Here is a 13,044-nt window from a genome sequence, read left to right as displayed (position 1 = left end):
CGCGCACCCTGCTCGGGTGCGCGCCGTCGTCGTCGGTCCGGACTCGGTCGGTGCTCCGGGTCAGCCCGCCGCGATCGGGTTCGCGCTCGCGGCTGCGGGGGAGACGTCGGCCAGTCCGAGCACGTCGAGCAGCCAGGCCAGCTCGGACGCACGCTCCTTCCACGAGTCGTACCGACCGCTGACACCACCGTGTCCGGCGGACATCTCGGTCTTCAGGAGCACCGGGGCGCCGACCTCGCGCAGCTTGGCAGTCCACTTCGCCGGCTCGACGTAGAGCACACGGGTGTCGTTGATCGAGGTCACGGCGAGGATGCGCGGGTACTGCACGTCGTCGCGGACGTTCTCGTACGGCGAGTACTCGCTCATGTAGCGGTAGACCTCGGGGTCGTGCAGTGGGTCGCCCCACTCGTCCCACTCGATGACGGTCAGCGGCAGGTCCGGGTCGAGGATGCTGGTCAGCGCGTCGACGAACGGCACCGCGGCGAGGATGCCCGCGAAGCGTTCGGGTGCCAGGTTCGCGACCGCGCCCATCAGCAGACCGCCGGCGCTGCCGCCCTCGGCCACCAGACGCTCGGGCGTGGTCCGGCCGCTGTCGATGAGGTGATCGGCGACGGCGACGAAGTCCGTGAACGTGTTCTTCTTCGTCAGGGTCTTGCCGTCCTCGTACCAGTGCCGGCCGAGCTCGCCGCCACCGCGGACGTGGGCGACGGCGAAGACGACCCCGCGGTCGAGCATCGACAGGCGCATCACACTGAAGCCCGGGTCGATCGAGTGCTCGTACGAGCCGTACCCGTACAGGTGCAGCGGGGCCGGGGTCTCCGCATCGACGGCGTCGCGGCGCCACACGAGCGAGATCGGGACCCGCGTGCCGTCGGACGCGGTCGCCCAGTCGCGCTCCTGCACGTAGTCGGCCGGGTCGTAGCCGCCCAGCACCGGCTGCCGCTTCAGCACGGTGACCTCGCCGGTCGCCAGGTCCAGGTCGCTGACCTCGGACGGGGTGACGAAGGACGTGTACCCGAGGCGGAGCGTCGGCTGGTCCCACTCGGGGTTGCCACCGAGGCCAGCCGAGAACAGCGCCTCGTCGAAGGGGACCTCGTGCGCGTCGCCGTAGCCGTCGCCCTCGATCGGGATGATCGCGATCCGGGGGAGCGCCTCGGACCGGTACTCGAGCGCCAGGTGTCCGGCGAAGGCGTCGACCGACTCGATGCGTCGCTCGGCGTGGTGCGCGACGACGACGCGGCGGTCGGACTCCGACGTCGGGTCGTCGGCGGGGACGTCCACCAGCTCGAAGTTCTCGGCGCCGTCGTTGTGCAGGACCAGCAGTCGGTCGCTGCCGCCGACGATCGCGTGCTCGATCTCGTACTCCACGCCCTCACGACGGGGCCACACCACACGGAACTCGCCGGTCGGGTCGGACGCGTCGAGGACGAGCGCCTCGGAGGTGATCTTCGAACCGAGCTCGATGACGATGTACTGCGACGAGCGGGTCACGCCCACGCCGACCCAGTAGCGGTCGTCCGGCTCCTCGAACACCACCACGTCCGCGTCCGCGGACGTACCGACGGTGTGCCGCCAGATGCGGTCCGGTCGCCACGAGTCGTCGACGGTCGGGTAGAAGACGTACCGGCCCGAGGGGTCGAACGTCGCGCCGGCTCCGGTGTTCGGTATCGTGTCGCCGAGGTCCTGTCCCGTCTCGAGGTCCCGGACCGCCAGGGTGTAGCGCTCGTCCCCCTCGACGTCGACGCCGTAGACCAGCCGGCGACCGTCGTCGCTGATGTCGTAGGTGCCGAGCGAGAAGAAGTCGTGCCCCTCGGCCAGGGCGTTGCCGTCCAGGACCACCTCTTCCCCGGGCAGGGTGCCGGCGCCCGTCGGCGAGTCCTCGGCTGCCGCCTCGAGCGACGGCGGGGTCCAGTCGTCGGGTCCGCTGATCGGAGCGCGGCACTGCACCCCGTACTGGCTGCCCTCGCTGGTCCGGGTGAAGTACCACCACTGGCCCATGCGGACGGGGACCGAGAGGTCGGTCTCCTGCACGCGGGTCTTGACCTCGTCGAAGAGCCGCTGACGGAGTCCGCTGAGGTGCTCGGTCTGCCCCTCGGTGTAGCGGTTCTCGGCTTCGAGGTACGCGATGGTGTCCGGGGACTCCTTGTCGCGCAGCCACTCGTAGTCGTCGACGAAGTCGATGCCGTGGTGGGTCCGCGTCCGGGGCCGCTTGGCGGCGGTCGGCGGGATGGTCACGTCGTGCTCGCTGGTCACCCGGCCCACCCTATTCGCTCGGCATGGAGGACCGACCCGGCCCCGCCGCTCCGCCCACCGCCTCGGCATCCACCGCCGAGCCCGCCGGCACGGCCGCCGAGGTCGACGGCACCACGGCCGCCCGGATGCGTTCCGCGAGCGCGTCGAGCTCCGCCAGCACGTCCGACGCCACCCAGGCCCGGCCCCGTCGCCGCTCGGTGACCGGCCGCAGCACGCCCGCGTCGACCAGGTCGTCGATCACCGCGTCCGTCCACGGCAGGTCCGGCGGCAGCGCGGCACTGATCGCCGCCTCGGTCAGGACCGGGTCCGCGAGCAGGACGCGGAGCACCGCGGAGTCGTGCGTCACCCGGGGTCCGCAGCTCGTGCTGTGCACCGCGGCGCGGTCGTGCTCGATCTCGTCGAGGCGGAGTGCCGCGTACTCGACCTCGTCACACACGGTGCCGATCGCCGCGGCGACCAGGGTCACGACACCGTCGACGTGCCCGTTCCGGTACCGGACGAGTTCGGCGAAGTACCCGGCCCGGTCCGCGACGAGTGCCGCGGCCACGGGGACAACGAGCGAGGACGTCAGACCGCGTCGTCGGAGCACGGCGTTGACGAGGGCGCGGCCGATCCGCCCGTTGCCGTCGATGAACGGGTGGATGGACTCGAACTGGGCGTGGGCGATCGCCGCCTGGACGATCGGGTCGAGTTCGTCCCGCGACAGGAAGGCGAACAGGTCGTCCATGGCCTCGGCGACGTCGTCGGCCGGCGGCGGGACGTACGCGGCGTCGCGCGGGGACGCTCCGCCACCGATCCAGTTCTGCACCTGCCGCCAGCGCCCGGCGACTGGGCCGTCGACGGGGTCGTCCCGCATGAGCACGGCGTGCGCGTCGAGCACCGAGCGCTCGGTGATGCCGCCCCGGCCGGCGTCGTCGATCATCGCCCTGAGGGCCGCGGTCGCGCCGACCATCGCCGTCGCGCTGCCGTTCGCGCGGATGCCGACGAGGGCTCGGGCGTAGTCGTCGAGCGTGGCGTGCTCGTCCTCGATCCGGGAGGACGAGACGGCCTCGGTCCGGGCGAGCAGCAGGTCGAAGGTCGCGGTGCGGTCACCGAGGCGTCGGTCGAGCTCCGTCAGGCGCTCGGTCACCCGCGACACGAAGTCCGCCGTGGTCGGGGGTGCGGTCCAGGTGCGGTGGGCGATGCGGGGCGGCAGCGAGCACCGGACCGAGCGGACCATGCGGTCGGCTCGGGGCGGTCGTCCACTGCTGCGCCACGGTCGGGTCGCGGTGCGGTGCGCCGGCCAGTCAGGCCGGGGCGACCGGGTGTCGTGGTGGTGCATCCTGCCTCCGCTCGTCGGGTCTCCAGAAGGTACCCACGAGCCGTCCTCCACTGCGAAGAACCCGTATGTCGTGTACGAAGACCGAGGCGCCCGCCGATGTGATCGGTACCGTTGTGGAATGACTGACAACTCGTTCGTGATCACCGGTGCCCACGTCGTCCCCGTCGACGGGGCGGAGTTCGACGGGGGAGCGGTCGTCGTCCAGGACGGCCGGATCACGGCCGTCGGACCCGACGTGACGCCTCCCGACGGCCTGCCCGTGATCGACGCCGCCGGCGCCTGGCTGCTGCCCGGCTTCGTCGAGGCCCACGGCCACGTCGGCATCCACGAAGAGGCGAACGGCTCGGCCGGCAACGACACCAACGAGATGACCGGCCCGAATATGGCCGCTGTCCGCGCGATCGACGCGGTCGACATCGACGACGAGGGGTTCCGCGACGCCCTCTCCGGCGGCATCACGAGCATCGTGGTGAAGCCCGGCTCCGGCAACCCCATCGGTGGGCAGACGGTCGCGATCAAGACCTGGGGTGGCCGGACCATCGACGAGCAGCTCATCTCCGACGCGGTGAGCATCAAGAGCGCCCTCGGCGAGAACCCGAAGCGGGTCTACGGCGAGAAGGGGCAGACCCCCTCCACCCGCCTCGGCGTCGCGAAGGTGATCCGCGAGGCGTTCGTCGCCGCACAGGACTACCGGGCCGCCCGTGACGCCGCCGCACGGAAGGACGAGCCGTTCACTCGTGACCTCACGAAGGAGGCCCTGGTCCGCGTCCTCGACGGCGAACTCGCCTGGGACCAGCACACCCATCGCCACGACGACATCGCCACCGCCGTCCGTCTCGCCGAGGAGTTCGGCTACCGCCTGGTCGTCAACCACGGCACCGAGGCCCACAAGATCGCCGACCTGCTCGCCGAGAAGGGCATCCCGGTGATCTACGGACCGCTGTTCACCAGTCGTTCCAAGGTCGAGCTGCGCGACCGCGGCATCCCGAACCTCACCACGATCGCGGCGGCCGGTGTCCGCGTCGCGATCACCACCGACGCGCCCGTCGTCCCGATCAACATGCTCGTCACCCAGGCGACGATGGCGGTGCGCGACGGCCTGCCGCGACAGACCGCGCTCGAAGCGATCACCTCGGCCCCGGCCGACATCCTCGGCTTCGGGGACCGGGTCGGGCGCATCGCCGAGGGGCTCGACGCCGACCTGGTCCTCTGGGACGGCGACCCGCTCGACGCCACCAGCCGCGCCCAGCGCGTCTGGATCGAGGGCGAGCAGGTCTTCGCCTACGTCGACGGACAGGGCGTGACGACACCGCGCTGGTGACCAGCCCGGTGTCGGTGACCGGTTGACGGACGGGAGGCTCGGGGCGGCGCCGCACCGAGCCTCCCGTCCGTCGTCGGGTCCGGCCGGTTCAGTCCTGACGCGACAGGAGGAAGTCGTTGATGCGCTCCGTCATCCCGAGGTCCATCTCCTGCGGCACGCCGTTGACCGTGTGGATCGGAGCGGCCTGCCGGATGCTCGACACCAGCCACAGCGCGTCCGCGGCCCGCAGGTCGTCGAGCGTGACGAGTTCGTAGGCGGTCTCGATGCCCTCCTGCTCGGCGAAGCGGAAGACGTCGGCCTGCGTGGTGCCGTCCAGGATCCCGATGTCGGTCCGTGGGGTGACGAGGCGGCCACCGACCGCCATGACCAGGTTCGCGCGGGTGCCCTCGAGGACGTAGCCGTCGGTCGAGACGAAGAGCGCGTCGTCGGCACCACGGCGGACGGCCTCGCGGAGGGCGGCCATGTTGATCGCGTACGACAGCGTCTTCGCGCCCTGCAGCAGCCAGGGCGACGTCCGCACGACGTCGTGCCGGTAGCCACGGTCCAGGGTGACGACCCCGATGCCCTCGGTGCGGTCGCGGGTCTGGTCGGCGGAGGGGGCCGAGTAGACCCAGCCGGTCGGACGGCCGAGGCCCTCGACCCCGCGCGTCAGGACGGTCTTCGCGTACGCCTCGCGCACCGGGTCCAGCCGTGCACAGACCGCTTCGATCGCCTGTCGCCAGGCATCGAGGTCCGGCTCCGGCAGGTCGAGCTTGGCGGCGGACCGACCGAAGCGGGCGAGGTGCGCCTCGAGTGCCTGCGGACGCCCGTCGATGACCGTGATCGTCTCGAACACACCGTCACCCCGGGTCAGGCCGAGGTCCATCACCTGGATGTGCTCCTCGAGCGGCTTCACCCACGTGAAGGCCTCTGCCTCCGGGTCGTGCGGCGCGGCAGCGCGGGAGGGCTGGTTCAGGACGGCGAGGACGGTGTCGGTCATGCCCCCATCCAACCCCAGGTGGTTGTCAGCGACCACCGGGCAGTGCGTCCATGAGCTTCCACACGGCCTCGGTGAGTTCCGGGTGCTGGAGCGCGATGCGGCGGAGGCGGTGGTACTCCTCGCCGTGCTCGGTGCCGTGCCCGGAGGCCGGGTGCGACGACCACTGTGCGCTGCGCTGGCCGATGCGGACGTCGAGCTCCATCGCCTCGGCCCGGAGGATCAGCACGACCTGCTCGTCGACGCTCGGCAGCGTGTGCATGAAGTCCCAGGGATCGTCGCCCTGCCGACACCGGTGTTCGACGATGACCGAGATCTCCTCGGCGGCTTCGGCGCGCAGCACCTCGAGGCTGCGCCCCGTCCTGCGAGACTCAGCCATGACGCCCCCACAGCACGCCTGCCATGCAACGAGCGTACGTCATCCGATCGGTCACACTGGACACATGACCGAGCGCGACGAGAGCAAGTCCCAGCACCCGGCCGTCGTCGTCGTGTACCTCCTGCGGGACAGTGCGGACGGGCCGGAGGTGCTGCTCGGCGAGAAGCGGCGGGGCCTCGGCACCGGGCGCGTGGTCGGGCCGGGCGGCAAGCGCGAGGGTGTCGAGACAGCGGTCGAGACCGCCGTGCGCGAGGTGGCGGAGGAGGTGGGCCTCCGCATCGACCCGGCCGACCTGGAGGCCCGTGGCACGTTGGACTACCGGTTCCCGTTCCGCCCGTCCTGGTCCCAGGTCTCGGACGTCTTCGTCTGCCGCCGCTGGCAAGGCGACCCGTCGGGTGGTGACGAGCTGGAGCCCCGCTGGGTGCCGGTGGACGCCGTGCCGTACGACGCGATGTGGGACGACGCGCGCTACTGGCTGCCCGGGGTCCTGGCTGGCGGGCAGGTCGGTGCGCGGGTGGTGTTCGCGGAGGACAACGCCTCGGTCGCCGGGTTCACCGGGACGGGGATCGGCGAACCGGCCTGATCGCTGCCCGGCACGGCCGTCCTGACGCTCTGACCGCCGGCGCTCGTCAGCGTGCGCGCTGCGTCGGGGTGTTGCCGGTGCGCGCGGCTTCGGCCTCGGCCATCACGTCCGCGTCCCCGCTCTGTCCGCCGAGCGGCCGGACGAAGAAGTCGACGACGCCGAACGCGATCGCGGCGACGAGCGCGAACATCGCCCAGCCGTCCCAGAGCCCGGCGACGCTGCGGCCACCGCTCGGCGCGAGCACGATGCTCGTGACGTAGGACAGCGCCGCGATGACGAGGAAGACGACGACGATCGTCATGAGGAGGCGGTGCCAGGCGGTTCGGGTCATGATCGGATCAGGATAGCCCTCGCTCGGACGCTCATCGACGTGGGTTCAGCGGCTCGTTCTCGAGCCCGTCGCGTCCGCCGGTGAAGACGTCACCGGCGGCGCGCTCGTCCTCCCAGTCGTCGTCGCGCAGGACCTGCAGCGTGCCGGTCTCGGTCGAGATGAGACCGTTCCGCTCGAGTTCGGCGTCCCGCTCACGGCCCAGGAACTCGCGGTTCGCGGTGTTCGCGTCCTGGAACATCGTGGTCCGGCCGGTGACGATCGCGCGGATCCGGCGGCGTTCCCACCACTTCTTGCCGAGGAACATCAGGACGAGCCCGGCGGCGGCGTAGCAGCCCATCGTGACCAGGCCGCGCTCCGGGCCCGGGCCGACGCCGTAGAGCTGGTGCTTGATCATGTCGACCATGCTCGAACCGACCACGACGTTGTTGAGCCACGCGAACGGCTCCGGCATGAACCACTTCGGGTAGGCACCACCGGACGACGGCATCGACAGGAAGACGAAGCAGATCATGGCCGGCGCGGCGATGAACCGTCCGACGAAGTAGCTCAGGCCGTTCACCGCCAGCCCGATCGCCACGATCCAACCCCAGGCGATGAGGACGAGCGGGATGAAGTGCCCGTGGATCGCGCCGACGACGGGGCCGGCGAGGGTGTTCGTGATGAGCGAGATGACCAGACCACCGGTGACGATGACCGTCATGCGCGTCCGGTGGCGCAGGGGGCCGCCCATGATGCCGATGAACATCGCGACCATGTAGCCGCCGATGCACCACGCCAGCATCACGTACATCGCGACCGTGCCGTACTCGTCGTAGGCCGGCAGGGGAGCGAGCTCGGTCACCCGGGGAGCGGCCAGTCCCGCGCCGGTCAGCACCGCGGTCAGTGTGGCGGGCACCAGGCTCGCGACCTGGAACTGGTGCGCGCTGGCCTTGAACAGCTCGTTGGCCGACGGGTCGTAGGCCACCGCGATCGTCCCCGCGACGACGTCGCGCTTCGCGCCGGCGAGTGAGTCGTAGGACGAGAAGAGGTACTCGCCGGGGAGGGCCTTCTGCACGGCCCCGATGAGCGTCTGGTCGCTGCCGACGATGCCGATCGGGACGTCGTGCGGATGCGGGGCGTGGAAGGCGAACACGTAGCAGAGGCAGAACCCGACGATGAAGAACAGCGGCATCCACAGCTGGAGCCCGATGAGCTGCAGCGACGGGTGCAACGTGGCGTACCAACGGCGGTAGCGGCCGATGTGTTGCTTCGGTGGCGGAGTGGGGCGCGCCTCCCGGCCGGGGCGGTGGACCGGCCGTGACCGCTCGTGCGCGACCCGCGCTGTGTCGTCGGCGCTGCGCGTCGGGAGGTCGTTGTTCCTGCGTGCTTCGTTCCGCGGCGTGCTCACTCGGCGGTGCGCTCCTGTCCTGTCGTCTGGCGTTCCAGGGTACGCCCGGGCGCCAGGGTTCGGGCAGGTCAGGAACGGCTGCGGGACGCCTGCGCCGAGTCCATCGCGAGCTCTTCGGCGTCGAGCGTCACGAGCACGCGGCGCATGACCTCCTCGTCGAGGTTGCCCTTCTCGCGTTCCTCGAGGACGATCTCGCGTCGGCGGTCGAGCAGCTCGCGGCGGATGTCCTGGATCTGCGCGCCGCGGAGGCGCATCGCGATGTTGCGATCGTCGGACTCCTCTTCCTCGGCGTCCTGGCGGAACGTCTCGGCCTGGCGTTCGAGCCGCGCCTTGAGTCGCGAGACCACCGAGTCGACGGCCTCTGAGCCGTACCGCGACCCCCACGCCGGCCGACGTCGGTCGAGCAGCTCGATCGCGGCGACGGTGGTCCGCTGGTTGAGCAGCATCTCGCTGCGGCGGTCCTTGTCGTCCTCGGCAGGGTCCTGCACCCTGAGTGCGCGGATCACGAACGGCAGGGTCAGCCCCTGCAGCAGGAGGGTGCCGACGGTGACGATGAACGCGATCACGAAGATCGTGTCCTGCGCCGGGATCTGCGTGGGGCTCGCGACGACGGACACGGCGGCGGCGAGGGTCACCACCCCACGCATGCCGGTCCACGAGATCACCGTCAACTCGCGCCAGTTCAGTCTCGGTTCCGCCGTGCCGCGGATCCAGCGCAGGGAACGGTGTCCTCGGGACAGCCGGACGCGCAGGGGACGGATGAAGCGACCGTGGAGACGGTTCCGGGCGTACGACTCGAAGATGAACAGCGGTCGGACCAGGATCACGACCGCGAGCACGACGGCAGCGGCGGTCAGGGTCTGGCCGAGGCTGCGTTCGCTCTCCACCAGGTCCTGCACGACCGTGTTGAGCTGCAGGCCGATCAGCGCGAAGACGAAGCCCTCGAGGATGACGTCGATGCTCGTCCAGAGCGGGCGTTCCTGCAGTCGGGTCGCGTACCCCTCCTTCGGCGAGTTGTAGCCGATGTAGAGCCCGGCGGTGACGACCGCGATGACGCCGGAGCCGGACAGCTCCTCGGCCAGGATGTACGCGACGAACGGCAGCAGGATGCTCATGATCGTCTCGACCACCGGGTCGTTGATCCGCATCCGGATCCAGTGCACGAGGACGCCGAGGACGCCGCCGACGACGAGTCCGACGCCGATCGCGAGGCCGAAGATCGCGAAGTCTTGCCAGATCGTCAACGAGGCCCCGGCGATGATCAGCGTGAACACCCGGACCAGCGTCAGGGACGCCGCGTCGTTGATCAGGCTCTCGCCGGAGAGCACCGTCATCACGCGTCGGGGGAGCCCGAGCTTCCGACCGATGGCCGCGGCGGACACCGCGTCCGGCGGGGCGACGATGGCGCCCAGGAGGATCGCTGCGGGCCACGTCATGTCCGGGATGATCAGGTACGCCGCCAGGCCGACCGCGAGCGCCGTGACGATGACCAGGAAGATCCCGAGCCGTCGGATCTGCTTGATCGAGCCGCGGAAGCTCTGCCACGACACGTCGAGCGCCGCCGAGTAGAGCAGCGGCGGCAGGACGACCGTGAGGATCACCTCTGAGTCGATCTCGATGTGCGGCAGTCCGGGGATGAACGACACGCCCAGGGCGACGGCGGTGACGAGCAGCGGTGCCGGGAGTCCCCAGGCGCGAGCGAACCCCGTGACGGCGAGCGATCCGACCAGCAGGATGAGCAACTCGGCGATGTCCACGGGTCCATCTTCCCATCCCCGAGCTGCGGACCTGAGCGAACGTGAAGGCCAGATGAACAACAGGTGTCCGTTCGGCTTGCTCGATGCCCCCTCGCCTGGGACACTTGCCCGCGGTGGACATCACGCTCATAGTCGTCCTGGTCATTGCGTTGGCCCTCTTCTTCGACTTCACAAACGGTTTTCACGACACCGCCAACGCAATGGCGACCCCGATCGCGACCGGCGCCATGAAGCCCACGGTGGCGGTCTCCGTCGCAGCGGTGCTCAACCTCGTCGGGGCGTTCCTCAGCACTGCTGTGGCGACGTCGATCTCGCACGGGCTCATCAACGAGGGACCCGGTGGCGTCGCCATCAGTCCGGAGATGATCTTCGCGGGACTGATCGGGGCGGTGGTCTGGAACATGATCACCTGGCTCCGCGGTCTGCCGTCGTCGTCCTCGCATGCGCTCTTCGGTGGCCTCATCGGCGCTGCGATCGTCGGGGCCGGCTTCGACTCGGTGAACTACGCGGCGCTGCTGACGGTGGTGATCATCCCCGCGTTCCTGTCGCCGGTGATCGCGTCGCTGGTGTCGCTGCTCGCCACGCGGATCGCGTACCGGATCACGCGGCGCCCGGTGTTCCCGAACGAGCGGGGCGGCTTCCGCATCGGCCAGATCTTCACCTCGTCGATGGTGTCGCTCGCACACGGCACGAACGACGCGCAGAAGACGATGGGCGTCATCACGCTCACGCTGATCGCGTCTGGTGCCCAGTCGGCGGACCAGGGCGTGCAGTTCTGGGTAGTGGTGGCCTGCGCGCTCGCGATCGCACTCGGTACCTACACCGGCGGGTGGCGCATCATCCGCACCCTCGGTTCGGGCATCACCGAGATCCGTGCGACGCAGGGGTTCGCCGCCGAGGCCTCGACCGCTGCGACGATCCTGGCCTCGAGCCACCTCGGCTTCGCGCTCTCCACCACGCAGGTGTCTTCCGGGTCGATCATCGGCGCCGGACTCGGTCGGCGCGGGTCGAAGATCCAGTGGTCGACCGCGGGCAAGATCGTCATCGCCTGGTTCATCACCCTGCCGGCGGCGGCTGCGGTCGGCGCGGTCGCGTCGGGCATCGCCCGCTTCGGCGTGATCGGCCTGGTGATCGACGCGGTCGTCGGTGCGATCGTGATCCTCGGCCTGTACCTGTGGTCGCTCCGGAAGCCGCACGAGCACGCGTCGGCCATCGAGATCGACGTCGCCGCGAACGCCGTGCTGACCCGCAAGGAGCAGCGCGGACTGCAACGCAAGAAGCGTGCCGAGGCTGTCGCCGCCCGCCGCGCCGAACTGAGCCGTGAGCGGACGCTCCGCCGCATGGCTGGACGCAAGGGAGGCCGTCGCTGATGGGCATCGCCACTGACGGACGCCGCGGAGCGTTCCGGCTCGGGAGGATCTGCTGATGGGCATCGCCACTGACGGACGCCGCGGAGCGTTCCGGCTCGGGAGGACCTGCTGATGGGCATCGACTGGGGAGCGTTCCTCCTCGTGGCACTCGTCGCCGTCGTCTCTGCGTGCTTCGTCGTCTCGGTGTACTCCGTTGGCCTCCGCTTCTGGAGCGCCGCCGACACCCGGGCCGGCAAGTACACCGTGAAGGACGACGGCACGATCGGCCCGGCCACCGCCGGCTTCCCGAACCCGAACGCCGCGGCGTCGGCCGTCCGGATGCTGCGGGCGCTCGCCGTGGTCTGCTTCGTGCTCTGCGGTGCGGCCGTGCTCTACGGCATCTACCTGATCGTGCCCGCCTTCCACTGAGGAACCGCGCGACCCATCCGACAGCGGTCGGCCTCCGGGCCGGCCGCTGTCGCGTTGCCGGGCGTGCCCCTCCGCTGGGGTGAGCGGGCGGAATGCCAGGGTGCCTCGCCGTCGTGCCACGCGTTCGCGTCCGCTCGCCGTCTGCCGGACGAGAGGTGCGTCGCGGCCTGGTCCCGCGCCTCCCGTCCGCCCTCGGGCGTGAGCGGGCGGGATGCCAGGGCGTGTGACGGATGCACCACGGGTTCGTGCCCGCTCGCCGTCTACCGGACGGGAGGTGCGCGGCGGGCTGGTCCCGTGCCTCCCGTCCGGCTCACGTGAGCGGGCGGAATGCCAGGGTGCGTGACGGCCGCACCACGGGTTCGTGCCCGCTCGCCGTCTGCCGGACGGGAGGTTCGAGGCGGGCTGGTCCCGTGCCTCCCGTCCGGCTCACGCGAGCGGGCGGAGTACCAGGTCCGTCGCGAGTGCACCCTCCTTTCACGCCCGCTCACCAGAGCGACTCCGCCTCGGGTGTGAGCGGGCGGGAGGACGGCGCGCGCGCCGTGCGTGCACCGCTTTGCGCCCGTTCGCCCGCCGCCCACTGGGCAGCTGGTGGTTCGGAGGCGCCTGGCGGCCTGGCCCCGCGCCTCCCGTCCCCGCGCACGCGGGCGGGCGGAAACGCACCGCTGCGGCGGGTGGCACCGCCCGCTTCCACCCGCTCGCCGGAGCGGGCACCGTTCGAGTCGACACGCGGGTGCGAGCGGGCGGAAAACGCACCGCCGCGGCGGATGGAACCGCCCATTCCCGCCCACTCACTGCAAAGGCGGACGGGAGGCGCGTGGCGGCCGGGTGGTGCGCCTCCCGTCCCCATGACGGCGAGCGGACGCGAACGCGTGGCACGACGGCGAGGCACCCTGGCATTCCGCCCGCTCACCCCAGCGGAGGGGCACGCCCGGCAACGCGACAGCGGCCGGCCCGGAGG

At 70.9% G+C, this 13,044-nt stretch carries 11 protein-coding genes; 4 read left to right on the top strand and 7 right to left on the bottom strand.

Annotated elements, in window-relative coordinates:
* Window positions 1–60: 60 nt before the first annotated feature.
* Together DEJ24_RS11810 and DEJ24_RS11805 are read right to left on the bottom strand one after the other, a co-directional pair.
* Window positions 61–2,235 (bottom strand): S9 family peptidase, encoded by a 2,175-nt coding sequence (locus DEJ24_RS11810; RefSeq protein ID WP_375334708.1) that lies wholly within the window; start codon window positions 2,233–2,235, stop codon window positions 61–63.
* Between the two features lie 28 nt (window positions 2,236–2,263).
* A complete protein-coding gene (locus tag DEJ24_RS11805; protein ID WP_181436594.1) occupies window positions 2,264–3,472 on the bottom strand; it encodes a Fic family protein in 1,209 nt (402 codons plus the stop codon).
* A gap of 220 nt (window positions 3,473–3,692) precedes the next feature.
* Between DEJ24_RS11805 and DEJ24_RS11800 the strand changes: the two genes are divergently transcribed.
* Window positions 3,693–4,895, top strand: coding sequence for an amidohydrolase (locus DEJ24_RS11800; protein ID WP_111078788.1), 1,203 nt, complete (start codon window positions 3,693–3,695; stop codon window positions 4,893–4,895).
* Between the two features lie 88 nt (window positions 4,896–4,983).
* Here the strand turns inward: DEJ24_RS11800 and DEJ24_RS11795 are convergent, their stop codons facing one another.
* Together DEJ24_RS11795 and DEJ24_RS11790 are read right to left on the bottom strand one after the other, a co-directional pair.
* Complete coding sequence (locus DEJ24_RS11795) at window positions 4,984–5,874, bottom strand: aminodeoxychorismate lyase (protein WP_111078787.1); 891 nt, start codon at window positions 5,872–5,874, stop codon at window positions 4,984–4,986.
* 25 nt (window positions 5,875–5,899) lie between these two features.
* Window positions 5,900–6,250, bottom strand: a complete 351-nt coding sequence (locus DEJ24_RS11790; RefSeq protein WP_110904027.1) for a tryptophan synthase subunit alpha — start codon at window positions 6,248–6,250, stop codon at window positions 5,900–5,902.
* 64 nt (window positions 6,251–6,314) lie between these two features.
* Between DEJ24_RS11790 and DEJ24_RS11785 the strand changes: the two genes are divergently transcribed.
* Window positions 6,315–6,833, top strand: coding sequence for an 8-oxo-dGTP diphosphatase (locus DEJ24_RS11785; RefSeq protein WP_181432948.1), 519 nt, complete (start codon window positions 6,315–6,317; stop codon window positions 6,831–6,833).
* Between the two features lie 46 nt (window positions 6,834–6,879).
* On the opposite strand, the gene DEJ24_RS11780 is transcribed toward DEJ24_RS11785, so the two are convergent.
* From DEJ24_RS11780 to DEJ24_RS11770, 3 genes are all read right to left on the bottom strand, one after another.
* Window positions 6,880–7,164: a hypothetical protein gene (locus DEJ24_RS11780; RefSeq protein ID WP_111078785.1), complete on the bottom strand. Its 285-nt coding sequence runs from the start codon at window positions 7,162–7,164 to the stop codon at window positions 6,880–6,882.
* A gap of 31 nt (window positions 7,165–7,195) precedes the next feature.
* Window positions 7,196–8,551 (bottom strand): ABC transporter permease, encoded by a 1,356-nt coding sequence (locus tag DEJ24_RS11775; protein WP_111078784.1) that lies wholly within the window; start codon window positions 8,549–8,551, stop codon window positions 7,196–7,198.
* Between the two features lie 68 nt (window positions 8,552–8,619).
* The gene (locus DEJ24_RS11770; protein ID WP_111078783.1) at window positions 8,620–10,308 is read right to left on the bottom strand and encodes a sodium:proton antiporter; all 1,689 of its coding nucleotides are present in this window, start codon (window positions 10,306–10,308) and stop codon (window positions 8,620–8,622) included.
* Window positions 10,309–10,421: 113 nt separating this feature from the next.
* Here DEJ24_RS11770 and DEJ24_RS11765 point away from each other — a divergent pair, with 113 nt between their 5' ends.
* Window positions 10,422–11,678: an inorganic phosphate transporter gene (locus DEJ24_RS11765; protein ID WP_110903952.1), complete on the top strand. Its 1,257-nt coding sequence runs from the start codon at window positions 10,422–10,424 to the stop codon at window positions 11,676–11,678.
* A 111-nt stretch (window positions 11,679–11,789) separates the two neighbouring features.
* Window positions 11,790–12,086, top strand: coding sequence for a hypothetical protein (locus tag DEJ24_RS11760; protein ID WP_111078782.1), 297 nt, complete (start codon window positions 11,790–11,792; stop codon window positions 12,084–12,086).
* Window positions 12,087–13,044: the final 958 nt, after the last annotated feature.

The sequence above is a fragment of the Curtobacterium sp. MCPF17_001 genome, assembly GCF_003234615.1.
Lineage (GTDB): Bacteria > Actinomycetota > Actinomycetes > Actinomycetales > Microbacteriaceae > Curtobacterium.
The sequence above is the reverse complement of the archived record's forward strand: the minus strand, read 5'-3'. Positions and strand labels throughout refer to the sequence as shown.

Bases quoted from the DNA above. Each gene is read 5' to 3' on its own strand.
- DEJ24_RS11805 (WP_181436594.1), bottom strand. From the start codon at position 3,472: ATGGTCCGCTCGGTCCGGTGCTCGCTGCCGCCCCGCATCGCCCACCGC.
- DEJ24_RS11800 (WP_111078788.1), top strand. From the start codon at position 3,693: ATGACTGACAACTCGTTCGTGATCACCGGTGCCCACGTCGTCCCCGTC.
- DEJ24_RS11795 (WP_111078787.1), bottom strand. From the start codon at position 5,874: ATGACCGACACCGTCCTCGCCGTCCTGAACCAGCCCTCCCGCGCTGCC.
- DEJ24_RS11790 (WP_110904027.1), bottom strand. From the start codon at position 6,250: ATGGCTGAGTCTCGCAGGACGGGGCGCAGCCTCGAGGTGCTGCGCGCC.
- DEJ24_RS11785 (WP_181432948.1), top strand. From the start codon at position 6,315: ATGACCGAGCGCGACGAGAGCAAGTCCCAGCACCCGGCCGTCGTCGTC.
- DEJ24_RS11780 (WP_111078785.1), bottom strand. From the start codon at position 7,164: ATGACCCGAACCGCCTGGCACCGCCTCCTCATGACGATCGTCGTCGTC.
- DEJ24_RS11760 (WP_111078782.1), top strand. From the start codon at position 11,790: ATGGGCATCGACTGGGGAGCGTTCCTCCTCGTGGCACTCGTCGCCGTC.